This window comes from Pseudomonas sp. SJZ074, assembly GCF_007828215.1.
Classification (GTDB): domain Bacteria; phylum Pseudomonadota; class Gammaproteobacteria; order Pseudomonadales; family Pseudomonadaceae; genus Aquipseudomonas.
This window is the reverse complement of sequence record NZ_VIUE01000038.1, coordinates 1-23,586: the sequence shown is the minus strand read 5'-3', so window position 1 is coordinate 23,586 and position 23,586 is coordinate 1. Positions and strand designations below refer to the sequence as shown.

The window sequence follows — 23,586 nt, the reverse complement described above, 5'->3', positions numbered from 1 at the left end:
GCCGGTGTTTGATACCGCTACTGTTCAGGCAGGCACTGATGGATTTTCTCGTCGAATGCACCGTATCGGGAGGCTAGGATGGTTAAGAAAGTTTACGATTCGGATCAGCTATCGAGGCTGACCCTCAAGGGTTACAAGTCCATCGCCGAATGCGATATCGAATTAGGCAAGCTCAATGTGCTTATCGGTGCGAATGGTGCAGGGAAATCCAATTTCATTGGTTTCTTTCGCTTGATTAGCCGCATTCTGGATGAGCAGTTGCAACTCTCGGTAGGGGCTGCCGGAGGTCCTGATGCCTTGCTTCATTTCGGTCGAAAAAAGACCGAAGAACTTTGTGCGGAACTGTACTTCGGCAATAACGGTTATAAATTCAAGCTCAAGCCCACTCAAGATAACCGCATGATGTTCAGCCATGAGGCACTGTGGTGGAACGTTAGCGGTGACTGGCGTGCCAGATCCGGCCATTTTGAGTCATACGCAGCTGAGCAAAAGTCCAAGACGCAGATCTACAGACATGTCGTTCCCGCTATCAGAAGCTGGCGTATCTATCATTTCCACGACACGGGCTCCAGCGCCCTTGTGAAGCAAGTCCATGGCATCAACGATAATGAGTATTTGCGCGATGATGCGCGAAATCTGGCCGCGTTTTTATATCGCTTGAAGAACCATAACGAAACGCACTACAAGCGCATCGTGAAGGCCGTTCAGATGGTGGCTCCGTTCTTTGGTGACTTTTATCTGCGCCCAACGGTTGATAACAAGGAAAAGATACAGCTTGAATGGACAGAAGTCGGCCAGGACATCCCTTTCACCGCAGCCGCTTTGTCTGATGGCACGTTACGCTTCATCTGCCTGGCAAGCGTGTTGCTGCAGCCTGAGGAGTTCATGCCCTCAGCCATTCTGATTGATGAGCCGGAGCTGGGGCTGCATCCCTTTGCCATCGTTGCGCTGGGTGGCCTGATGAAGTCGGTTTCCCAGAAACACCAGCTCATTATTTCGACGCAGTCAGTAGAGCTCGTTGATCAGTTCGACGCTGAGGATTTGATCGTCGTAGACAAGGTCGGTGGTGCCTCGACGTTCAAGCGATTGGATACCGCCGCTCTGAGCGCATGGTTGGAAGAGTTCAGTCTTGGTGAACTTTGGAAGAAGAACATATTGGGCGGGAGGCCGAGCCGATGAGTCGAGTCGTTCTTCTTGTAGAAGGGCAAACGGAAGAGGCCTTCGTCAACGAGTTGCTGGCTCCTCATTATTGGGCATTTGGTGTTTTTCTTACGCCAATCATCATCAGCACAAGCCCCGGCAATAAGGGGGGCGTCGTCAGCTATGGAAAAGTCAAACATCAAGTGACTCGCTTATGTCGGGAGCATCATGCTGCGCAGGTCACCACAATGTTTGATCTCTATGCATTGCCCGGTGATTTTCCCGGCTTGGCGTCTGCCGATTTTCCGATTGCGGGTACAGGTCGCCAAAAGGCTTGTTTTCTGGAAGCCCAGCTGGCGATCGATATTGGGGAAAAGAACTTCATTCCCAACTTGATGGTGCATGAGTTCGAAGCACTTCTCTTCGCAGACGCTGATAAGTTTGCAGAATGGACGGATGACTCAACGGTTGTACCGGTCCTCAAATCGATCGCCAGTGGCTATCAGACACCGGAAGACATCAACAACAGTCCACAGACTGCACCCTCCAGGCGTATATCCAAGGCGATGCCCGAATACCAAAAAACATTTCACGGCCCCTTGATCGCTTGTGAGATCGGGTTAGATGCCATGCGTCTGAACTGCCCGCATTTCCATGAGTGGTTGTTCAAGCTTGACGCTTTGGCGGCGAGGTAAAAATTCATGGCGTTTATCCGATAGTCGCATTAGCGTAGCCAGTTCGATGAGTCCGAGCCGAGGTGTGCAATGGTGCTGCAAACATGGCTGGCGTTTTTCGCCGCTTGTTGGGTGATCAGTCTTTCGCCGGGCGCCGGTGCCATCGCATCGATGTCCAGCGGTCTGCAGTACGGTTTCTGGCGTGGCTACTGGAATGCCCTGGGCCTGCAGTTGGGCCTGGCATTGCAGATTGTGATTGTCGCTGCTGGCGTCGGCGCGATCCTCTCTACCTCGGCCACGGCGTTCTATGCGATCAAATGGTTCGGGGTCGCCTACCTGGTGTACCTGGGCATCAAGCAGTGGCGAGCCATTCCCGGCGAGATCAGCGACGACGCCTCCCCGCGCCCCATCGGCAAGCCGTTGGCACTGATGTTCCGTGGCTTCCTGGTGAACATCAGCAATCCCAAGGCACTGGTGTTCATGCTGGCAGTACTGCCGCAGTTCATCGACCCCCATGCCCCGCTGGTCAAGCAGTACCTGATCCTGGGCGTGACCATGATTTGCGTCGACCTCATCGTCATGGCCGGCTACACCGGGCTGGCCGCCAAAGTCCTGCGCCTGTTACGCACTCCGAAGCAGCAACGGCGGATGAACCGGACCTTTGCCGGATTGTTCATTGGCGCGGCGGGTCTGCTGGCGACGATTCGCAAAGCTGCCGTGTAAACGCTGGTACTTCATAAGAAAAACAGTGTGGGAGCGGGCTTGTTCGCGAATGCGGTGTATCAGTCAGGGATACTTTGATTGACATACCGCATTCGCGAGCAAGCCCGCTCCCACATTTTTTGTGTGTTGCGAGTAGGTATCAGCCTACAAAACCACCTTTTCTGACAGACCGAGATGGGGGGGCGCGGGGAATTTGCCTATGAGGTGTTCGGATTGGGGCTGCATACGATCTGCGTTGGTTTTTCGATCATGGGGCACTCTCGTTCATCCGGTGACCGCCAATGCCCGCCTTCTCCACAGCCCAGTTCAGGCTGACGATCGACAGCCAGCCCGATGAGTTCGATGTCCTTGCCTTCGAGGGCACGGAGGCCATCAGTCGGCCTTTTGAATTCAGGATCAGGCTCGTCAGCGAGCACGCCGAGCTGGCGCTCGAGCGGTTTCTGCATCGTCCCGCCTTCCTGGCCTTCGATACGCTGGGCAATGGCATCCACGGGCAGATCGCGGATTTCGCCGTGGGTGAGTCTGGACGGCGGCTGACCCACTATCACGCGACGCTGATGCCGCGCCTGAGCAGTCTCGACCTGGCTTTCAATCGGCGAATCTTCCAGCGGCGGACCGTTCGCCAGATCATCACCGAGGTGCTCAAGTTGCATGGTCTGCTGGAAGATGCCTTTCGTTTTCAACTGGGCCCCACGGAATATCCGCCGCGTGACTATTGCACCCAGTACGAAGAAAGTGACCTGGCCTTTATCCAGCGCCTGTGTGAGGAAGAGGGTTGGCATTATCACTTCGAGCATGGGCCGCAGCAGCATGTTCTCGTCGTGGGTGATGACCAGTCCAGGTTCAGGAGCCTACCACCCACACCGTTCGTGCCTGACGGTGCGATGGTCGCCGACGAGCCCACGATCAGGGCCTTCTCCGTTCGGGTACGGGGTGCCACCAGCCGGGTAACCCGGCGTGACCATGATTTCGAAAAGCCTCGCCTGACCCTGGAAGGTGCCGCCGGACACTATCCTTTTGGCGAAGAGGGGGCGCAGCCGGATCGCGAGGATTATGCCTGCGCGCAAGGGCGTTTCCTGACATTGGCCCACGGCCGACTGACGGCCCAGCGGGTCCTGCAACGCCGACAAAGGGACACCTGCGTCGCCGAAGGTGCCAGCAACCAGCCGGCCCTGGTAAGCGGGCATTTCATGAGGCTGAAGAACCATGGGCGGGTTTGCTGGAACCAGCGCTGGCTACTCACCTGGCTCAGGCATGAAGGCTCGCAACCCCAGGTCCTTGAAGAAGCCATTGGCAATGTGGAAGAGCGCTCGCTGGAGCAGGGCTATGGCAACCGGTTCAAGGCGATTCCGTGGGACGTATTCTATCGCCCGTCCGTGAGGCATCGCCGGCCGTTGCTGGTCAGTGAAACGGCCACGGTCAGCGGCCCGCAAGGCAGCGAGATTCATTGCGATGAGTATGGCAGGGTCAAGGTCCGCTTTCATTGGGACCGTGCCGAAGGCAACCCGGAGCGGAGCAGCTGCTGGGTGCGGGTCGCCACGGGGTGGGCGGGGGATGGCTTCGGCACCCAGTTGATCCCCCGGGTCGGCATGGAGGTCGTGGTCACCTTCCTGGCGGGCGATCCCGATCAACCGCTGATCACCGGTTGCGTGCCGAACCAGGCCAACCCGGTACCCCATGGGTTACCCGTCAACGACACCCGCAGTGTCTTCAAGAGTCGGAGTTCGCCGGGAGGGGGCGGCAGCAACGAATTGCACATCGAAGACCGAAAGGGGGCTGAACGGATTTATCTGCGGGCCGAACGCGACCTGTTCGCCAATGTGCGCAATGACCATGTGTTGGAAATCGGACGCGACCAGCGCATTACCCTGGCGGGACAGCGCTACAGCGAAGTTCGGGGCGAGGAGCACCACACCGTTGGAGGGCATCGCGTGACGCAACTCGATGCCGACGATTTTCTCAACATCAACGGCAGCCTCCATGCGCAGGCCGGCGAGACCCTGGTGATTCGCGCCGGACAGGTCCTTCAACTCGAATGCGCGGGGGCGCTGACAGTCAAGTCCGGAACGCAGCTGACTTTGGAGGGGGGTGGGCATTTCCTGCGCATTGGTGCCGACGGTATTTTCAGCAGCATTCCCATCGAGCAAGGCGGTGGTCCGGGGCCCGGAGCGACTCTGCGGTACAAACCAGCCCGCCGGCCGGGTGAAGCCGGTGAGCCGGTGGCCGGACGCACAGGCACTTTGACTGACCTCACCGCGATAAGCCAAGGCGCGACCGGGCCGCCAGCGGGTAGCTCACCCTTGCCGATCGGCGTGCTGTGCAAACGCTGCTTTCTACAGGCCCAAGCCCAGGCCAAAGGTTTGGCTATCCGCTTCTGAGCGGTTCAACTCTCAAGGATGATCATGTTCCCAACTGCCCTGCAATGGCTGCAACATCTATGTGCTCAGGCCAAGACCTGCGGCCTCCCTCATGTGGACCTGCTGGTCGACTGCGCGTTGTTCGACTATCCGCTGTTGCGACACTTGAACGAGCTTGTGCCGTCGCCGCGCTACCGGCTTCTGCTCCAGGACTCCCCCGAACGAGCCTTCGCTGACCAGGGGCCGGTGCTGGTGCGGGTATTGCTCTTCAATACCGCGCAGCAGCCGTGGCTGACGGACTTCATCCAGAGGTGCTACCGCCATTCGCGGGTGCTGGCGCTGTTCAGCCGCTGGTCGTTCGATGCCCTTGGCGAACGCCTGGGACGGTGCACCCAGGCCGAATGGGCCCAGGGCCACAGAAGCGGTGTACTGCGTTACTACGACACTCGCCTGTTCAGATGCTTGTGCGAGCTGCTTGATCCCGACCAGCTCAAGATGCTCCATGAGGGCGTCATCAGTTGGCAATGGATCGACCGCGATGGCAAGGCCAGCCAGATGGCGGGACTCGATGTCCGACAGAGGGAAGCGGGGCGGGACGCGCCGGTGTTGCGGTTGAGCGATGAGCAAGTCACCGGAGTGGGCGCCCTCGGTGACGCGCAACTATGGTGTACCCGACAGCAAATCCTTCCAGGCACCTACGGTTTCGATTCGTTCGAGACGCTCATCTATCAGGCTTTTCGCGTTCATGTCGATGCAGACCGTCAGCAGCTGACGGGAGTGGCGCGGGAGCAGTTCCTCCAGGAGTGGCTCGTCGATTGCGCCGCCCTGGCGAAGGGTGGGCGAGGTATCAACCAATGACGGGGCCAGGGGCATGGAGGTTGTCGCTCGTCAGTACTCTTTGCGGTTGCATGCCTGCGCAAACCAGCCTGATCGGTACGCCCATCGAAGGCTATAACCACACTTCAGCGGCCATTCATCACTTCAGCGTCAACCGCAACGGTGGGCCGGGCATCGGGCCTTATGGCGGTGGCGGCAAGCAGAACTGTTGCGTTGGGATGCCCGCTCAATGGCGTCCGGGGCTGAAGGTGTGGGTGGAATGGGAGAAGGATCCGGCGCCCCATGCTTATGGCGGTTGGCCGGAGCGACGGCACACCGATGAATGGCGGACGCGGATGAAAGCCCATCGGGCCGGCTATAGCCGGCACAGCGTCTGGGCTGAGGTAGCCCCCTACGAGCGGCTCGGGGTGGTTGACGTGCATTTCCTGCCTTGTGATCAAGTGGCCGTGTCCGCAGTGGAAATGTTGCCAGGCAAGTCCGGTTATCCCTTCGTTTTCCCCCGCAGGATGGAGGAGGCACTGTCGCCATGTCCGGCACCTTGAAAAATGCGTCACAGGCCCTGGCCGCCACGCCATTCTTTACCCAGGAGGGCATGTTGCCGCGAACGCCTGAAGACGTTCTGCGCAATCAGGTTGAACAGCAGAGGGCGCTGATTGAAGCCGCGGAAATCTCCAGGACGGCTTGCAGGGCGGCGAACGTTCCCTATTCCGGCCCGCCCTGCATGGACGTATTGCATATCACGTTGTGTTTTGACGGCACCAATAACCATGAACCCACAGACAAGCGGAACTCCCCGCCGACCACCAGCAACGTGGCGCGCCTGTATCACGCCAGCCTGGGTGGCGGCGCCGGTTTGGAGCAAAGCCGGGCCAATGAGGCGGGTTTCTATGCCTATTACATGCAGGGTGTCGGTACCGAGTTTCCCGAAGTCGGTGAGTTTGAACCTGACGCTATGGGGCTGGTGGCGGCTCGCGGTGGAGAAAATCGCATCAATTGGGGCCTGACGCGGCTGATCGATGCCTTGCGTCGCCACTGTGGCGAGTCGCACCTGGAACCGGCGCAGGCCTTTGCCTGGGTCCGGCAGATGGGCAGTTGCTTGGGCGATGCACTCAATACCGGGAAAGCTCGTAGGCGTGCTGCCCTGGAAGGGCCATTGATAGCTTTGCGCGAGACCGTGGAGCGTTTGCACGCCAGTCGCTCGATCCCTCGGATCAATGCCTTGCGCCTGTATGTCTATGGCTTTTCCCGTGGCGCCGCCCAGGCCCGGACATTTACCCAGTGGTTGCATCAACTGACCGAAGTCGAGGTGAACGGCGAAACCTGTTACCTGTTCGCCGGTGTGCCCATCAGCATCGGATTCCTCGGCCTGTTCGACACGGTGGCGTCGGTGGGCATGGCGTACCTGGCGCCCTTTGTCAGCGGACACATGGGCTGGGCTGACGGTTCGTTGCGGCTGCCCGAGTCGCAGGTATTCCTGGAGCGTTGCGTGCACCTGGTCGCAGCCCATGAGCAGCGGGGCAGTTTTCCCTTGGATTCGATCCGTCGAAAAGCCGAGCCCGACGATCCCGATTGTCCCTCCACCTATCGCGCGGGCACATTTGAATACCTCTACCCGGGTGTGCATTCGGATGTTGGAGGGGGGTATCCACCGGGTGACCAGGGCAAGGCATTGGGAGGCAATCACGAGCTGTTATCCCAGTTGCCCCTGCAGCACATGTTTCATGAGGCCTATCAGGTCGGCGCCCCCTTGCAGGCACCGGCCGATGCCCTCAGCGAGGAACAGAAAGAGCGCTGGCCGTGGTTGGTCATGGACGGCGCGACATACGATGCTTTCGACATCTCTCCAACACTGGTCCGTCGCTTCAACATCTGGCTCGATGCCCAGGACAATGGGCCGCTCGAAGAAGTGATGGCCCGGGAGGCCGGCTTGATCACCGGATGGCGAATCAGCCGCTATGCCAATTTTCTCTTTCGCACGACCTCGGCCTGGGCCCATGTGCAGGGCAAGGACATGAGTGAAGAGGAACGTTCGGCCTTTGCCGCCCTGCACCGGCGACAACGGGAGGAAGACACTGCCCTGCGCGCCGGCAAGGAGCCTTGCGCCGTACCTGCTGATCATGAACGTCATTTGGCCCTGAAGCGTGCATACGAACAACGGACTGGTGTGGGTGAGATAGCGCTCAATACGGCCAAAACATTCGAACCGAGCCTGGATCAACATCAGCTGCATGGTGCCATGCTGGATTTCCGCCGCGACTACGTGCCTGAGTGGAATCTGAATCCCTTCGGTTCAGGCCTGAGTCAAGGTCGCCTCATCAACGCCTCGGTAGGCGGCCTGGTGTACTTGCTCAACGAGCAGGATGAGGCCGAGGAATACCGTGACCTGCGCCGGGCCGGCAATCGGGAAGTGACGCGTTGGTTCGGTGAGGACCTTGTGCCTCGCGATGATGAGGCGTGGGAGCTGATGCGGTTGTTCGATGAGCATGTCCACGATTCTCGCGCCTGGTTCATGAATGCAACCCTGGACGAGCGGGAGGTATTCAGTGACTACTTTCGGTATCGGGCGATTTTTTTCGATGGCGAATCCAATAAACGCCTGTCGCTGTTGGCAACGGCCGGCCAGGTCATTGGCGTGGCCGCGGCGCTCGCCAGTGTTGGCCTGAGTGTCAGCCGCCGCGATCCACGCCTGTTGGTGGGCTTGTTGATGCCGGGGCTCGGCATCCCGGTGTTTCGTGGCAAGCTCGGCGTCGTTCCGACGATCAAGGCCTTTGAAAGCGCCACTGGTATCGCCCTGCCATTGGTAGAAGGGCTCGACGAGGTTCGTGCCTACACACGGCAAATCGGCAATGTCCTGAAGCTGGCACAGGCCTTACCGCCTCCGGCACCGCTGAACGAGAGAACGGCGGATGGCCGCGGGTGGCAGCCATTGATGGATGCGATTCAATCATGTCTTTTTGATCTTTAAATGCAGTTTTTGTGACATCACTTCCAAAGCATGAAAATCCGATGAAAATGTGCCCCCGCAGCACATTCGCACTTGAGCCAAAGCCTGGGTAAGTGAACAATGTGTTACTTCTTATTTCCAATTGAGAGTCATTCATGATTGCCCCGCTTCGTTTTCTGGCCTGGCTAGCGCTGCCGTTGCTTGCCCTGTGCAGCAATCCATTGCTGGCCAACACCGTTGAGGGCGCTCCCCAGGCGCTGCACTTGCTGGATTACATCGGGGCGGATTACCCGGAAACCGTCGAAGCGGGCAAGGTCATAGACGAGTCCGAGTATCGCGAGCAGCTGGAATTTACCCAGGTGCTGGAAGGGCTGGTCGTTGCGCTGCCAGCCAAGCCGGAAAAGGTGGAGCTCATGCAGGGCATCAGCGCCTTGCGCCAAGCGATCACCCAGCATCAGGACGGCGGCGACGTCGCCCGCCTGGCACGTCAACTGGGGGCGAAGCTGGCGGTGGCCTATGAAGTCAGCCAGGCACCGGTCATTACCCCGGACCCGACCCGCGGTGCGCCGTTGTATGCCCAGAACTGCTCGGTGTGCCACGGTGACAGCGGCGCCGGGGACGGCCCCGCCGGTGTCGGCCTGGAGCCGGCGCCTTCCAACCTGCGCGACGGTCGGCGTCTCGATCACCTGAGCCTCTACGCGATCTACAACACCCTCGGCATGGGCATCGAAGGGACCGACATGCCGGCCTTCGCCGATCAGCTCGATGAGCGTCAGCGCTGGGACCTGGCTGCCTTTATCGCCGGCTTCAGTGCGGACCCGGCGGCGGCCAAAAGCGAGCAGACCTTCAACCTCGCCGACCTGGCCCGCCAGACCCCCGCTGAAGTGCTCGCCGCCCAAGGCCCGGCCGCGGCCGCAACGTTCCGCGCCCAGCGTGCCCAGCCGCCGCAGGTGCAGCGTGGCCCGGCGCAGTTGCTCGACTACACCGCCGCCACCCTGGATAAAAGCATCGCGGCCTATCGTGCCGGTGATCACGACCAGGCCTATGACCTGTCGGTAGCGGCCTATCTGGAAGGTTTCGAGCTGGTGGAAAGCTCGTTGGATAACGTCGATGCCGCTGTGCGCAAGGACACCGAAAAAGCCCTGATGGCTTACCGTCAGTCCCTGCAGGACGGCTTGCCGGTGGAGCAGGCCGAACAACGCCTGGATGCGGCCAAGGCCAAGCTGAAGGCGTCGGCGGGACTGTTGGGCGGGGATGGCCTGAGTTGGTCGCTGAGCTACATCTCCGGTTTGTTGATTCTGTTGCGCGAAGGGCTGGAGGCGATCCTGGTGCTGGCGGCGATCCTGGCGTTCCTGCGCAACACCGGCCAGGAATCGGCAGTTCGCAGCGTCAACGCGGGTTGGGGCCTGGCGTTGCTGGCCGGCCTGGCGACCTGGGGCCTGGCAGCCTATGTGATTGACGTCAGCGGTTCCCAGCGTGAATTGCTGGAGGGTGCAACGGCGTTGTTCGCCAGTGTGATGGTGCTGTGGTTGGGAGTGTGGATGCACGACCGCCGTCACGCGGCGGCCTGGCAGGATTACATCAAGAGTAGCCTGGTCGGTGGTGGTGGCCGTTTCGGCTTCGCCGTACTGGCGTTCTTCTCAGTCTATCGCGAACTGTTCGAAGTGATCCTGTTCTACGAAACCCTGTGGCTGCAAGCCGGTCCCGCCGGGCATGACGCCGTACTGGCCGGTGGCGCGACGGCGCTGGTGCTGCTGGTCGGACTGGCCTGGGTGATCCTGCGCGGTTCGGCACGACTGCCGTTGGCGCTGTTCTTCAGCATCAACGCCGCGTTGCTGTGCGCGCTGTCGGTGGTCTTCGCCGGGCATGGTGTGAAGGCTCTGCAGGAAGCCGGGATCTTCGGCACCCGCCCGGTGGCGTTCTTCGATTTCGACTGGCTGGGTATTCACGCCGATGCCTATTCGCTGACCGCTCAAGTGATCGCGATCCTGGCAATTGTCGTGTTGTATGGCCGTAGTTGGATGACAGAGAAGCGCAGGGTCCAGGTTTCCTGATGCGTGTCTGGATCGACGCTGACGCCTGTCCCAAGGCGGCGAAGGAACTGGTGGTCAAGTTCGCCTTGAAACGCCGGTTCGAGGTCGTGCTGGTGGCTGGGCAGCCGCAGATCAAGCCCAGCCTGGCTTGCGTCAAGTTGATCGTAGTCCCCAGCGGCCCTGATGCTGCGGATGATTATCTGGTGGAGCACGCGGGGCCGGGTGAGCTGGTGATCTGCAGCGATGTGCCCCTGGCCGACCGGCTGGTGAAAAAGGGCGTCGCAGCCCTGGACCCGCGGGGCAAGGAGTTCAACGCGCAGAACATGGGGGATCGGCTGGCGGTGCGCAACCTGTTCACCGATTTGCGTGAGCAGGGCCAGATGGGCGGCGGCCCTGCGGCCTACAGCGAGCGGGACAAGCAGGGGTTCGCCAATGCGTTGGATCGGATCCTTACGCGTTTGAGCCGGATGACCTGAGTACCGTCTCCTGTGGGAGCGGGCTTGCTCGCGAATGCGGTCTGTCGTTAACAAATATGCCAGCTGAACCGACGAATTCGCGAGCAAGCCCGCTCCCACAAAGGTTGTCAGGCATCGTTTTCGTGGGTCAGCTCAAGTATCCGATCCACCAGCTTATTGATTCCCGACGCCGCTTCGCTGATGTTTTGCGCCAGCATGTAGGCTGGAGTGCTGACCAGCCTGCGCGCGCGGTCTTCGACGATGTCGGTGACGGCGCAGTCTTCATGGGTGCCACCCATTTTGGTCACCGCAGCCGCAGTGTCGACATCCGTACCGATGGTGCAGGTTACGCCGGGGCCATAGATTTTCGCCGCCAGGGCCGGGGAAATGCAGATCAGCCCCACCGGCTTGCCGGCCTCCGCGAAGGCCTCTGTCAGTGCCAGGAGTTCGGGGTGGACGGTGCAATCCGCGCCTTCGACGGCAAAGCTGGAGAGGTTCTTCGCCGAACCGAAACCGCCAGGTACGATCAGGGCGTCGAAATCCTCGACCCTGGCTTCACGCAAGTCCTTCACGTTACCGCGGGCGATCCGCGCCGACTCCACCAGTACGTTGCGGCTTTCGGGCATTTCTTCACCGGTCAGGTGATTGATCACGTGCAGTTGGGCGATGTTGGGGGCGAAGCACTGGACCTGTGCACCGCGTTGGTCCAGGCGCAGCAGGGTGATCACGCTTTCGTGGATCTCGGCGCCGTCGTACACGCCACAGCCGGAAAGGATCACTGCAACTTTTTTGCTCATGGGTTTTTCTCCAGATTCATGGCGTTAAATGTCCACTAATTTGTCACTCGTTGCCATAGGGTTATCCGGCGGCTAAACCTAATCTGCCGACTATCTCCTGTCCGGGTCGCATCATGAATTTCATTCTGTATGCCGTACCGTTCTTCTTCGTGTTGATCGCCGTCGAGTTGCTGGCCGACCGCTGGCGTGGCGTGAGTCATTACCGCATGGCCGATGCGATCAACAGCCTGAGCACCGGCGTGCTGTCGACCACTACCGGTTTGTTGACGAAGGGCGTGGGGTTGGTGACCTACGCCTTTGCCCTGGAACATCTGGCTGTTGCCCGGCTGCCTGCCGACCAGGCTTGGGTCTGGGTGTTCGCCTTCGTGTTCTATGACTTCTGCTACTACTGGCTGCATCGCATGGGTCATGAGCGCAACATCCTCTGGGCGGCTCATTCGGTGCATCACCAGAGCGAGGACTACAACCTCTCCACGGCGCTGCGCCAGACCAGTACCGGGTTCCTGTTGAGCTGGGTGTTCTACCTGCCGCTGGCTGTGCTGGGCGTACCGCTGACGGTGTTCGTCAGTGTCGCGGCGCTGAACCTGCTGTACCAGTTCTGGGTCCACACCCAGCACATCCCCAAGCTTGGCTGGTTGGAGTGGTACTTCGTCACGCCGTCCAATCATCGTGCTCACCATGCGCAGAACCCTCTTTACATGGATCGCAACTACGGCGGGGTGTTCATTATTTGGGATCGTCTGTTTGGCACCTTCCAGGAGGAAGACGACCGCGAGCCGGTGATTTTTGGCGTGACTACGCCGCTGGCGAGTTGGAACCCGTTGTGGGCCAATCTGCAGTTCTATGTGCAGTTATGGACAGATGCCCGACGGGCCGGACGCTGGTGGGACAAGCTGCGGATCTGGTTCATGCCAACGGGGTGGCGACCCGCAGATGTGGCGGCGAGTTACCCGCTGAACAAGCCGGACCTGAGCCGGTTCCGCAAATTCGAAGTGCCGTTGGATGGACGCCAGCAGGGCTACGTGGCGCTGCAATTCTGCCTCTACATCGCGCTGGGTAGTTATTTGATGAACCTGGAGAACAGCCTGCCCGTCGCCGCCCTGGTATTGGGGTGGGGGACGGTCGCGTTCGGCCTGTTCGTATTGGGCATGATTCTGGAAAATCGCCCGTGGGCGCTGAGGTTGGAGTTGTTGCGACTGGCCTCCAACCTGCCACTGGTGTGGCTGGCGCCGCTGGCCGGGGTGTGGCCGGCAGGCCCCGCAGCCTGGGTCGGCTTGCTCAGCTACAGCCTGCTCAGCGTCATGGGGCTCTATTACTGTCGCAACCGGCTTGCTCGGTTGGCGTCGTAGGTTCGTCGGGTTTGGTTCGCTCCAGCCGCTCGGCTTCGAGGACTTTTTTCGCCAGCCGCGCATTCTTGATCCGTCGACGCAACCACAGGCACAGGCCCAGCACCAGCAACGCGCCGAGTACCCACAACTCATATTTCTTGATGCTGCCCAGCATGCCTTCGAGCACCGCGCCGAAGTGATAGGCGGCGGCAGCCAGGGCGGTCGCCCAGATCGCCGCGCCAATGCCGTTGAGCAGCAGGTAGCGTCCTGGCGGATAGCCTGACAAGCCGATAGCCACCGGCATCACCGTACGCAGGCCATAGACGAAGCGAAAGCTCAGGACCCAGATATCCGGGTGCCTGCGAATGTGCTCCAGGGCGCGGTCGCCCATCAATTGCCAGCGCGGTTTGCGCGCCAGCAACTTGCGCCCATGCTTGCGCCCCAGGAAATACCACAGCTGATCGCCCGCATAGCTGCCGCAGAACGCCACGACTACCACGAGATTGATGTCCATGTAGCCACGGAACGCCAGAAAACCTGCGAGCACGAGGATGGTTTCGCCTTCGAAGAACGTGCCGATGAAAAGGGCCAGATAGCCGAAGTCGTGTAGAAATTGCTGGAGCATTGTCTGGGTGCTGGCGAAATGAACGCGCAGCCTAACCCTTCGGGCACATTCAGGAAAGTGTCGAAATGTGTCTCGACGTGAACATTTCCTACAACCACAATAACTGCGACGACAGGTCACAGGTGCACATAACTGTCATACGTTAGTCATAATGGCCGCTTATAACTGTCACGCTCGCCCGTCAGTGGGCTCAGGAGTCTGCCGTGAGCTTTACCCCCGCCAATCGTCTGTTCCCTGCCACCCGTCTGCGTCGCAATCGCCGTGATGAGTTCTCTCGTCGGCTGGTGCGTGAGAACGTGCTGACCACCGATGACCTGATCCTGCCGGTGTTCGTGCTGGATGGCGAGAACCGGCGCGAAGCGGTGGCATCGATGCCCGGGGTGGAACGCCTGACCATCGATCTGCTGCTCGAAGAAGCCGCCCAATGGGTGGAACTGGGCATTCCGGCGCTGGCGCTGTTTCCGGTGACGCCGCCGGCCCTCAAGTCCCTGGACGCCGCCGAAGCCTGGAACCCGGATGGTATTGCCCAGCGCGCGACCCGTGCCCTGCGGGCGCGCTTCCCGGAATTGGGGGTGATCACCGACGTGGCATTGGATCCGTTCACTACCCACGGGCAGGATGGCATCCTCGACGAAGACGGCTATGTGCAGAACGACATCACTGTTGATGCCTTGGTCAAGCAGGCGTTGTCCCATGCCGAGGCCGGTGCCCAGGTGGTGGCGCCGTCGGACATGATGGACGGTCGCATCCAGGCGATCCGTGAAGCCCTCGAGGTGGCCGGGCACGTCAACGTGCGGATCATGGCCTATTCGGCCAAGTACGCCAGTGCCTATTACGGTCCGTTCCGCGATGCGGTCGGCTCGGCCCTGAACCTGGGCAAGGCCAACAAGGCCTCTTATCAGATGGATCCGGCCAACAGTCAGGAAGCCTTGCACGAAGTGGCGGCCGACTTGTCAGAAGGGGCAGATATGGTCATGGTCAAGCCAGGCATGCCTTACCTCGACATCCTTTGCCGGGTCAAAGACGAATTCAAAGTGCCGACCTTTGTTTATCAGGTCAGCGGCGAGTACGCCATGCACATGGCGGCGATCCAGAACGGCTGGCTGGGCGAAGGGGTCATCCTCGAATCCCTCACCGCTTTCAAGCGCGCTGGTGCTGATGGGATCCTGACTTACTTCGCCGTGCGCGCCGCCCAATTGCTACGAGAGCAGTAATAGCCTCCCAGGAACTTGCGATGAATACCGAAGGACTCTCTGAAGTTGCTGTAAAAGACGCTCAACCCGTGGTCGAGCAAATCGCCGAAACACCACCGGAGCTTGAGCCTGCTCCCCCGGTGGTCGTCGCCGAACCCGCCCCGGCCCCGGCGATTGCGATCCCCAGCCTGGATGACAGCAGCCTGTACATCCATCGCGAGCTGTCGCAGCTGCAGTTCAACATCCGCGTGCTGGAGCAGGCGCTGGACGAGTCCTATCCCTTGTTGGAGCGGTTGAAGTTCCTGTTGATCTTCTCCAGCAACCTGGATGAGTTCTTCGAAATCCGCGTCGCCGGCCTGAAGAAGCAGATCACCTTCGCCCGTGAGCAAGCCGGTGCCGATGGCCTGCAACCCCATCAGGCCCTGGCGCGCATCAGCGAGCTGGTCCACGGTCACGTCGACCGCCAGTACGCGATCCTCAACGACATCCTGTTGCCGGAGCTGGAAAAGCACCAGGTCCGCTTCATCCGTCGTCGCCACTGGACCACCAAGCTCAAGACCTGGGTACGCCGCTATTTCCGCGACGAGATCGCACCGATCATCACGCCGATCGGCCTCGACCCGACGCACCCGTTCCCGTTGCTGGTCAACAAGAGCCTGAACTTCATCGTCGAGCTGGAAGGCATCGACGCCTTCGGTCGCGATTCCGGCCTGGCGATCATCCCCGCGCCACGCCTGCTGCCGCGTATCATCCGCGTACCGGAAGATGTCGGCGGCCCTGGCGACAACTATGTGTTCCTGTCGTCGATGATCCACGCCCACGCCGATGACCTGTTCCAGGGCATGAAGGTGAAGGGGTGCTACCAGTTCCGCCTGACACGTAACGCCGACCTGTCGGTTGACACCGAGGACGTCGAAGACTTGGCCCGTGCCCTTCGCGGCGAGCTGTTCTCCCGTCGCTACGGCGATGCGGTGCGCCTGGAAGTGGCCGACACTTGCCCGAAACACTTGTCCGATTACCTGCTCAAGCAGTTCAACCTGCATGAAACCGAGCTGTATCAGGTCAACGGTCCGGTCAACCTGACCCGTCTCTTCAGCATCACCGGCCTGGACAGTCATCCGGAGTTGCAATATTCGCCGTTCACGCCGCAGATCCCGAAGCTGCTCCAGAACAGCGAGAACATTTTCAACGTGATCAGCAAGCAGGACATCCTGTTGCTGCACCCGTTCGAGTCGTTCACGCCGGTAGTCGACCTGCTGCGCCAGGCTGCCAAGGACCCTCACGTCCTGGCGGTGCGCCAGACCCTGTACCGCAGCGGCGCCAACTCGGAAATCGTCGACGCCCTGGTGGATGCGGCGCGAAACGGCAAGGAGGTCACGGCGGTGATCGAATTGCGTGCGCGCTTCGACGAAGAGTCCAACCTGCAACTGGCAAGCCGTCTGCAAGCGGCGGGGGCGGTGGTGATTTATGGCGTAGTCGGCTTCAAGACCCACGCCAAGATGATGCTCATCCTGCGGCGCGAGGCCGGCGAGATCGTGCGTTACGCCCACCTGGGCACGGGTAACTACCACGCCGCCAACGCCCGTCTGTACACCGACTACAGCCTGCTGACCTCCGACGATGCCTTGTGTGAAGACGTCGGCAAGCTGTTCAGCCAGTTGATCGGCATGGGCAAGACGCTGCGCATGAAGAAACTGCTGCATGCGCCGTTCACCCTGAAAAAGGGCATGCTCGACATGATCACCCGGGAAACCCAGTTCGCCCTGGACGGTAAACCGGCGCACATCATTGCCAAGTTCAACTCGCTGACCGATCCGAAGATCATCCGCGCGCTGTACAAGGCCAGCCAGTCGGGCGTGCGTATCGACCTGGTGGTGCGCGGCATGTGCTGCCTGCGGCCAGGTATCCCGGGGGTCTCCCATAACATCCATGTGCGTTCGATCATCGGGCGCTTTTTGGAGCACACGCGGGTGTTCTACTTCCTCAACGGTGGCGAGGAACAGATGTTCCTGTCCAGCGCCGACTGGATGGAGCGCAACCTCGACAAACGCGTCGAGACCTGCTTCCCGGTGGAGGGCAAGAAGTTGATCCTGCGGGTCAAGAAGGAGCTGGAAAGCTACCTCACCGATAACACCCACAGCTGGAGCCTGCAGTCGGACGGCCGTTACATCCGCAACACACCGACCGGCAACCAGAACCCGCGCAGCGCCCAGGCGACGTTGCTGGATCGTCTGAGCAGCCCGGTGTTGGCGGTCAATTAAGGAACGGCGAGCGCGGTGGGGGCGGTGAACTTGGCTTTTTGTAGCGAGGGAGCTTGCTCCCGCTGGGCCGGTCCGCGTTCGGGCGAAGCAGCCCCAAGGTCAGGGAGGGCTTCGCCCTCCAGCGGGAGCAAGCTCCCTCGCCACAGAGGGTTTTGCTGTAGCGGGGTTCAGTGAATATTCAGCACGATCCCCACTCGGGTCAGCCATTCCGCTTCCTGGGCGAAGTCGGCCTGGGTCAGTTGGTTTTCTTCCAGCCAGCCCTCGGGGAACATTACATCCAGTTGATCACCGTCGGCCCGCAAGGCCACCTGGGGCATTTCCTGGGTGCCGCGGATGTGGTGGAACAGGATCGCGAATCGCAGCAGTACGCACAGGCGAATCAGCTTGATGCCTTCATCGCCGAATTCGGCAAACTTATCCTTGGGGATGTTGCGGCGGTGGCCGCGTACCAGGAGGGCGAGCATCTGCTGGTCCTCGCGGGAGAAGCCCGCCAGGTCCGAGTGCTCGATCAGGTAGGCGCCGTGCTTATGGTAGTGATAGTGGGCGATGTCCAGGCCGACTTCATGAACCTTGGCGGCCCAGCCCAGCAATTCGCGCCAGACCCCGTCGTTGAGATCCCAGTCGTCGGCCACCTGGTCGAAGGCATGCAGCGCCTTGCGCTCGACCCGCACGGCCTGTTCCAGGTCAACGTGATAGCGCTCCATGAGCGAACCCAGGGTGCGTTCACGGACGTCTTCGTGATGATGGCGTCCCAGTAGGTCATACAGCACACCTTCGCGCAGGGCGCCTTCGCAGTGGTCCATGCGTTGCAGTTCGAGGGCGTCGAAAATGGCTTCGAGAATCGCCAGGCCCGCCGGGAAAATCGCCCGGCGGTCGGGTTTGATGCCCTCGAAATCGATCTTGTCCGATTCGCCGAGCTTGAACACCTTGCGCTTGAGCCAGGCCAGGCCCTCGGCGTTGACCTCGCCACTGCCATGGCCGCCAGCCTTGAGCGCCAGGCCGATGGCGCGGATGGTGCCTGAAGAGCCGATGGCTTCATCCCAGGTCAGGCGGTGCAGGGCATGTTCGATGCTCATGATTTCCAACCGCGCCGCCGTGTAGGCCTGGGCATAACGGGCCGGCGTGATCTTGCCGTCGCGGAAATAGCGCTGGGTGTAGCTGACGCAGCCCATTTGCAGGCTTTCGCGCAGCAGCGGCTCGAAGCGTTGGCCAATGATGAATTCGGTACTGCCGCCACCGATGTCCGCCACCAGCCGTTTACCGGGGGTATCGGCCAGGGTGTGGGAAACACCGAGGTAGATCAGGCGGGCTTCTTCCCGACCGGAGATGACTTCCACCGGATGGCCGAGGATCTCTTCGGCGCGGCGGATGAATTCGCCACGGTTGCGCGCCTCGCGCAGGGCGTTGGTGCCGACGATCCGCACGGCGCCCAGCGGCATGCCGTTGATCAGTTGGGCGAATCGCTTGAGGCAATCGAGCCCGCGCTGGATGGACTCTTCGCTCAGTTTGCGTTCTTCATCGATGCCGGCGGCCAGTTGGACCTTTTCACCGAGCCGCTCAAGAATGCGGATTTCCCCGTTCTGGGCCTTGGCGACAACCATGTGGAAACTGTTGGAGCCCAGGTCAATGGCGGCGATCAGGGACAGATTCTTGGCTTGGGATGGCGGCATGTCGGAAGGTCTCGGTCGATAACCCTGCCATCCTGCCACGATCGACCGCTTACGCCAACGCAAAGGCGACCGCTTCGCGGTCAATCGCGAGCAAGCTCGCTCCCAAGCGGGTTTTGTCTCGCCTGCGCGATAGCCGGCACCGCAAACCTCAGGCCACAGGCTCGACCATCCCGATAAAGTTCGCCAGCTCCACCGTCTGCGGCTCGGCAAACAGCACCTTTGGATCCCCCACCTCGTGCACCTTGCCCTGGTGCATGAACACCAGTTTGTCACCCACCTCGCGGGCGAAGCGCATCTCGTGGGTGACCATGATCAGCGTCATCCCTTCCTTGGCCAATTGCCGCACCACGCCGAGCACTTCATTGACCAGTTCAGGGTCCAGGGCCGAGGTGATCTCGTCGCAGAGCAATACCTTGGGTGACATCGCCAGGGCCCGGGCAATCGCTACCCGTTGCTGCTGGCCGCCGGACAGCCGGTCCGGGAAAGCGTCGAATTTTTCACCGAGCCCGACCCGCTCGAGCATCTCCCGGGCAAGCTCGGTCGCCTTGGCCTTGGATACTTTTTGTACAACCTGCGGCGCGAGCATCACGTTTTCGCCAACGGTCAGGTGTGGGAAGAGGTTGAACTGCTGGAACACCATCCCGACTTTCTGGCGCAGGCTGCGCAGATCAGCGCGCGCGGCATCGAGGTACTCGCCGTCCACTTCGATCACGCCATCGTTGATCGATTCCAGGCCATTGAGCGTGCGCAACAAGGTAGATTTGCCCGAGCCGCTGCGGCCGATGATCGCGACCACCTGGCCTTCTTCGACGGTCAGGTCGATGCCTTTGAGTACGTGATGATCGCCGTAGTATTTGTGCAGGGCGGAAATTCTAAGCAGAGGCATGCAGTCTCCTTTCCAGGTAGCGCGCGCTGAGGGACAGGGGGTAGCAAAGGAGGAAATAGCCGAGGGCAACCAGGCCATAGACCATGAAGGGTTCGAACGTGGCGTTGGCGAGCATGCCGCCGGTCTTGGTGAGCTCGGTGAAGCCGATGATCGAGGTGACAGCCGTGCCCTTGACCACTTGCACCGAGAAACCCACGGTTGGTGCCACAGCGATGCGCAGGGCCTGGGGCAGGATCACGTAGCGCAACTGCTCCAGCCGGTTCAGCGCGAGGCTCGAGGACGCCTCCCATTGGCCATTGGGGATAGCTTCGACACAACCGCGCCAGATCTCCGCCAGATAGGCGCTGGTAAACAGAGTCAGGGCAATGGCTGCGGCCATCCACGGCGAGATCTCCACGCCGGCCAATGCCACGCCAAAAAACACCAGGAACAACTGCATCAACAGCGGCGTGCCCTGGAACAACTCGATATAGGTTCGGGCGACGTGGCGGGGCAGGGTGACTCTGGCGATGCGCATCACCATGACCAGCAAACCGATCACGCCACCACCGATAAACGCCACCAGCGACAGTGCGAGGGTCCATTGCAGGCCTGTGAGCAGGTTGCGCACCACGTCCCAGAAAGTGAAGTCGCTCATTGGTCGCTCCTGGCGCTGTTCTTGTACAGGCAGCGACGTCCCACCCAGTCCAGTAACTGGCGGATCAACAGCGCCATGCACAAATAAATCAGCGTGGTCAGTGCATAGGTTTCAAAGGCGCGGAAATTGCGCGATTGAATGAAGTTGGCGGCAAAGCTCAGTTCTTCGGTGGCGATCTGCGAACAGACCGCCGAGCCGAGCATCACGATGATGATCTGGCTGCTCAGGGCTGGCCAGACCTTGCCCAGCGCCGGCAGTAACACCACGTGGCGAAAGGCTTCGATGCGACTCATCGCCAGGGCCGCGGCGGCTTCCAGCTGTCCGTGGGGGATTGCCTGGATGCCGGCGCGAATGATTTCGGTGGAGTAGGCGCCGAGGTTGATCACCATGGCCAGGACCGCCGCCTGCCATTCGGAAATCTGCACACCCAGGGATGGCAGGCCGAAAAAGATGAAAAACAATTGCACCAGAAACGGTGTGTTGCGGATCAGCTCCACGTACACCCCGAATATCGTCGCGAACGGGCGGATCTGCCACGCCCGTACCACGGCGCCGACGATGCCGAGGCCAACCCCGAACAGCGCGCCGATGGCCGTCAATTCCAGGGTGAACAGCGCACCGCGCAACAGCAACTCGGTGTTTTGCATCACCGGCAGGAAATCGAACTGATAAGCCATGCTCAGCCTCTCAAGTGGCGGTCAGAGATCGGCCGGCAGCGGCTGCTTGAGCCAGGTCTGGGCGTTTTTCTCCAGACTGCCATCGGTCTTGGCCGTGGCGAGTATCTGATTGACCTTATCCAGCAGCGCGGGCTCGTTCTTGTTCACGCCGATGTAAACCGGCGAATCCTTGAGCTTCACTTTCAGCGCCGGGACGCGCTTGGGGTTGCGCTCACTGATGGCGACCATCACCACGTTGCCGCTGGCGATCAGGTCCACCTGGCCGGCGAGGTAGGCCGCGATGGTCGAGTTATTGTCTTCGAAGCGCTTGATGGTGGTGCCTTCGGGCGCGACCTTTGTCAGCTCGATGTCTTCGATGGCGCCCCGGGTGACGCTGATGGTCTTGCCCTTGAGGTCGTCCAGGCCATTGATGGCGGCCTCGGGTGGGCCGAACACGGCAAGGTAGAACGGGGCGTAGGCGCTGGAAAAATCAATGACCTTCTCACGTTCCGGGTTCTTGCCCAGGCTGGAGATCACCAGGTCGACCTTGCCGGTGGTCAGGAACGGGATGCGATTGGTGCTGTTAACCGGCGTAAGCTCAAGCTTGACCTTGAGCTGGTCGGCCAGCAGCTTCGCGGTATCGATATCCAGGCCGCGGGGTTTCATGTCCGGGCCTACCGAGCCGAACGGCGGGAAGTCCTGGGGCACCGCGACTTTGAGCGTGCCGCGCTTGACCACGTCTTCCAGCCCGTCGGCATGGGCGGGTAACTGGCAGAGCATCAGGCTGGCAAACAGGACGGTGAGCAGGGCGCTGCAACGCTGGATCATGGCGAATCTCCGCGGTCGGTGATGTGATTTCTGCGTTCGGACAGAGCACAGGCCATGCCAACGCGCTTTCAAACCCTGCGAAACCGCGGATTTGCTGACGGGGTTCGGTCTGACTGGTCTGAACAGTTGGGGTGTGTCTCGCACCTTTATCGGGCATCGGTATTTGCCGTCGAGCATTGCTGGGGCACGACTTGCCGGGCGCGGCGAATAGCTTTACAACTAGCCGCTCACTGGTCCGATGTGCCCGAAAAAACATGAATTCCATTTCTCGTGCGGTTCCCGAAGTGGCCGTGCAAGGCATTCGCAAACTGATCGCCGACGAAGGCTTCGGTCCGGGGGATGCGCTGCCGTCGCAACGGGATCTGGCGCTGCAACTGGGCGTGAGCCGGGCGTCGCTGCGTGAGGCCCTGTCGTCATTGAGCGCGTTGGGGATGATCAGCGTGCAGCCGGGCAAAGGGGTATTCGTGCAAGCGTCAGCAGAGGTCTCGTGGAGTGAGCCGGCACCGGGCTGGCCGTTCGCGGCCCAGGCCTCGCCACTGGACATCTTCCAGCTGCGCTATGCCCTGGAAGGTTTCGCGGCTGGAATGGCGGCGGCGACGCTGAGCCCCGATGAGCTCGATATGTTGGGTGATAACGTCGAGGCCATGCGCCGGGAACTGAAATCAGGGGACTTCGACGCGGCGGCGCGGCTGGATTTCGAGTTTCATCGGCGAATCCTGCAGGCCGGCGGCAATCAGGCGATGCTGAGCATCCTCACCGCCAGCGCCGAGATTTTCCTGGAGAGCCAGAAATTGCCGTTCATCAGGGCCGAACGGGCCATGGAAACCTGGCAAGAGCATCGGAAAATCCTGCGGGCATTGTCCCGGCGTTCCTCGGGCTCCGCCCAGAAAGCCATGCAGGAGCATGTCCGTAACGCTGCGCTGCGCACCGGAATCTGCTTCGTCGCCCCGGTCGCCTCATGACCCCGGTCATGTCCAAATGCGTCCGGCGCCATAGCGAGGCTCAATCAACAGTGACTTCCTGAACCCGGGAAGGGCAGCTATGATGGGCCACGTTTTTTTGCTGACAACCCCGGAGATTTCCCATGAGCAGCGATCTGATCAAACACGTTAGCGACGCTAGCTTCGAGGCTGACGTACTCAAGGCCGAAGGCGCTGTACTGGTGGACTATTGGGCTGAGTGGTGCGGTCCGTGCAAGATGATCGCTCCAGTTCTGGACGAAATTGCCGAGACCTACAAGGGCAAGCTGACCGTCGCCAAGCTGAACATCGACGAAAACCAGGAAACCCCGGCCAAGCACGGCGTGCGTGGTATCCCGACGCTGATGTTGTTCAAGGACGGCAACGTCGAGGCCACCAAGGTCGGTGCGCTGTCGAAGTCGCAACTGGCGGCTTTCCTCGACGCCAACATCTAAGCGCCGAATGCCATTGAAAAAGCCCCGCCAATCGCGTAATGCTGTTCACTTAAGCGGAGCGGCCTTACGATCTACCGGATACCGAGTTTTGGAAATCTTCACTGTCCTCGGCCGCCCTGGCCTTGGAC

General features: G+C 60.7%; 21 protein-coding genes. 14 read left to right on the top strand and 7 right to left on the bottom strand.

Features of this window, described 5'->3' with window-relative positions:
• Positions 1 to 78 precede the first annotated feature (78 nt).
• The 9 genes from FBX99_RS26205 to FBX99_RS26165 all read left to right on the top strand — a co-directional run bounded on the left by FBX99_RS26205 (position 79) and on the right by FBX99_RS26165 (position 11,184).
• Entirely contained in the window at positions 79 to 1,179 is a 1,101-nt protein-coding gene (locus FBX99_RS26205) for an AAA family ATPase (protein WP_144926773.1), read from the top strand.
• Entirely contained in the window at positions 1,176 to 1,835 is a 660-nt protein-coding gene (locus FBX99_RS26200) for a DUF4276 family protein (RefSeq protein WP_144926770.1), read from the top strand. The genes FBX99_RS26205 and FBX99_RS26200 overlap by 4 nt, the downstream gene beginning before the upstream one ends.
• 69 nt (positions 1,836 to 1,904) lie before the next feature.
• Positions 1,905 to 2,537, top strand: coding sequence for a homoserine/homoserine lactone efflux protein (rhtB, locus tag FBX99_RS26195; protein ID WP_144926767.1), 633 nt, complete (start codon positions 1,905 to 1,907; stop codon positions 2,535 to 2,537).
• 281 nt (positions 2,538 to 2,818) lie between these two features.
• Positions 2,819 to 4,915, top strand: a complete 2,097-nt coding sequence (gene tssI, locus FBX99_RS26190; protein WP_145133374.1) for a type VI secretion system tip protein TssI/VgrG — start codon at positions 2,819 to 2,821, stop codon at positions 4,913 to 4,915.
• A gap of 24 nt (positions 4,916 to 4,939) precedes the next feature.
• On the top strand, positions 4,940 to 5,752 hold the full coding sequence (locus FBX99_RS26185; RefSeq protein WP_178112081.1) for a DUF4123 domain-containing protein: 813 nt from the start codon (positions 4,940 to 4,942) through the stop codon (positions 5,750 to 5,752).
• A 50-nt stretch (positions 5,753 to 5,802) separates the two neighbouring features.
• Complete coding sequence (locus FBX99_RS26180) at positions 5,803 to 6,273, top strand: DUF3304 domain-containing protein (protein WP_256662509.1); 471 nt, start codon at positions 5,803 to 5,805, stop codon at positions 6,271 to 6,273.
• Positions 6,258 to 8,696, top strand: a complete 2,439-nt coding sequence (locus tag FBX99_RS26175) for a DUF2235 domain-containing protein (RefSeq protein ID WP_256664131.1) — start codon at positions 6,258 to 6,260, stop codon at positions 8,694 to 8,696. The genes FBX99_RS26180 and FBX99_RS26175 overlap by 16 nt, the downstream gene beginning before the upstream one ends.
• 134 nt (positions 8,697 to 8,830) lie before the next feature.
• Positions 8,831 to 10,729 carry an FTR1 family protein gene (locus FBX99_RS26170; RefSeq protein ID WP_145133370.1) on the top strand — a complete coding sequence of 633 codons (1,899 nt, stop codon included), beginning with the start codon at positions 8,831 to 8,833 and terminating at the stop codon, positions 10,727 to 10,729.
• Positions 10,729 to 11,184: a YaiI/YqxD family protein gene (locus tag FBX99_RS26165; RefSeq protein WP_145133368.1), complete on the top strand. Its 456-nt coding sequence runs from the start codon at positions 10,729 to 10,731 to the stop codon at positions 11,182 to 11,184. The genes FBX99_RS26170 and FBX99_RS26165 overlap by 1 nt, the downstream gene beginning before the upstream one ends.
• A 107-nt stretch (positions 11,185 to 11,291) precedes the next feature.
• On the opposite strand, the gene elbB is transcribed toward FBX99_RS26165, so the two are convergent.
• Positions 11,292 to 11,960, bottom strand: coding sequence for an isoprenoid biosynthesis glyoxalase ElbB (gene elbB / locus FBX99_RS26160; protein WP_145133366.1), 669 nt, complete (start codon positions 11,958 to 11,960; stop codon positions 11,292 to 11,294).
• Between the two features lie 113 nt (positions 11,961 to 12,073).
• Here elbB and FBX99_RS26155 point away from each other — a divergent pair, with 113 nt between their 5' ends.
• On the top strand, positions 12,074 to 13,309 hold the full coding sequence (locus FBX99_RS26155; RefSeq protein WP_144926746.1) for a sterol desaturase family protein: 1,236 nt from the start codon (positions 12,074 to 12,076) through the stop codon (positions 13,307 to 13,309).
• Here the strand turns inward: FBX99_RS26155 and FBX99_RS26150 are convergent.
• Complete coding sequence (locus FBX99_RS26150; protein WP_144926743.1) at positions 13,260 to 13,913, bottom strand: DedA family protein; 654 nt, start codon at positions 13,911 to 13,913, stop codon at positions 13,260 to 13,262. The two genes, FBX99_RS26155 and FBX99_RS26150, sit on opposite strands and share 50 nt — an antisense overlap.
• Before the next feature lie 203 nt (positions 13,914 to 14,116).
• On the opposite strand from FBX99_RS26150, the gene hemB reads away from it, so the two are divergent.
• Together hemB and ppk1 are read left to right on the top strand one after the other, a co-directional pair.
• Complete coding sequence (gene hemB / locus FBX99_RS26145; protein ID WP_145133364.1) at positions 14,117 to 15,127, top strand: porphobilinogen synthase; 1,011 nt, start codon at positions 14,117 to 14,119, stop codon at positions 15,125 to 15,127.
• Between the two features lie 20 nt (positions 15,128 to 15,147).
• Complete coding sequence (gene ppk1, locus FBX99_RS26140; protein WP_041024485.1) at positions 15,148 to 17,367, top strand: polyphosphate kinase 1; 2,220 nt, start codon at positions 15,148 to 15,150, stop codon at positions 17,365 to 17,367.
• Between the two features lie 167 nt (positions 17,368 to 17,534).
• Here ppk1 and ppx read toward each other — a convergent pair whose 3' ends face one another.
• The 5 genes from ppx to FBX99_RS26115 form a co-directional block, all read right to left on the bottom strand.
• Positions 17,535 to 19,037: an exopolyphosphatase gene (gene ppx / locus FBX99_RS26135; protein ID WP_144926737.1), complete on the bottom strand. Its 1,503-nt coding sequence runs from the start codon at positions 19,035 to 19,037 to the stop codon at positions 17,535 to 17,537.
• 148 nt (positions 19,038 to 19,185) lie between these two features.
• Positions 19,186 to 19,923 (bottom strand): amino acid ABC transporter ATP-binding protein, encoded by a 738-nt coding sequence (locus FBX99_RS26130; protein ID WP_144926734.1) that lies wholly within the window; start codon positions 19,921 to 19,923, stop codon positions 19,186 to 19,188.
• Positions 19,910 to 20,560: an amino acid ABC transporter permease gene (locus FBX99_RS26125; protein WP_144926732.1), complete on the bottom strand. Its 651-nt coding sequence runs from the start codon at positions 20,558 to 20,560 to the stop codon at positions 19,910 to 19,912. Before FBX99_RS26125 ends, FBX99_RS26130 begins: the two co-directional genes overlap by 14 nt.
• The gene (locus FBX99_RS26120) at positions 20,557 to 21,237 is read right to left on the bottom strand and encodes an amino acid ABC transporter permease (protein WP_144926729.1); all 681 of its coding nucleotides are present in this window, start codon (positions 21,235 to 21,237) and stop codon (positions 20,557 to 20,559) included. Before FBX99_RS26120 ends, FBX99_RS26125 begins: the two co-directional genes overlap by 4 nt.
• 21 nt (positions 21,238 to 21,258) lie before the next feature.
• A complete protein-coding gene (locus tag FBX99_RS26115) occupies positions 21,259 to 22,044 on the bottom strand; it encodes a transporter substrate-binding domain-containing protein (RefSeq protein WP_144926726.1) in 786 nt (261 codons plus the stop codon).
• A gap of 254 nt (positions 22,045 to 22,298) precedes the next feature.
• Here FBX99_RS26115 and FBX99_RS26110 point away from each other — a divergent pair, with 254 nt between their 5' ends.
• The gene (locus FBX99_RS26110; RefSeq protein ID WP_145133362.1) at positions 22,299 to 23,006 is read left to right on the top strand and encodes a FadR/GntR family transcriptional regulator; all 708 of its coding nucleotides are present in this window, start codon (positions 22,299 to 22,301) and stop codon (positions 23,004 to 23,006) included.
• A gap of 122 nt (positions 23,007 to 23,128) precedes the next feature.
• On the top strand, positions 23,129 to 23,458 hold the full coding sequence (gene trxA, locus FBX99_RS26105) for a thioredoxin TrxA (RefSeq protein WP_144926720.1): 330 nt from the start codon (positions 23,129 to 23,131) through the stop codon (positions 23,456 to 23,458).
• The last annotated feature ends 128 nt before the right edge of the window (positions 23,459 to 23,586 follow it).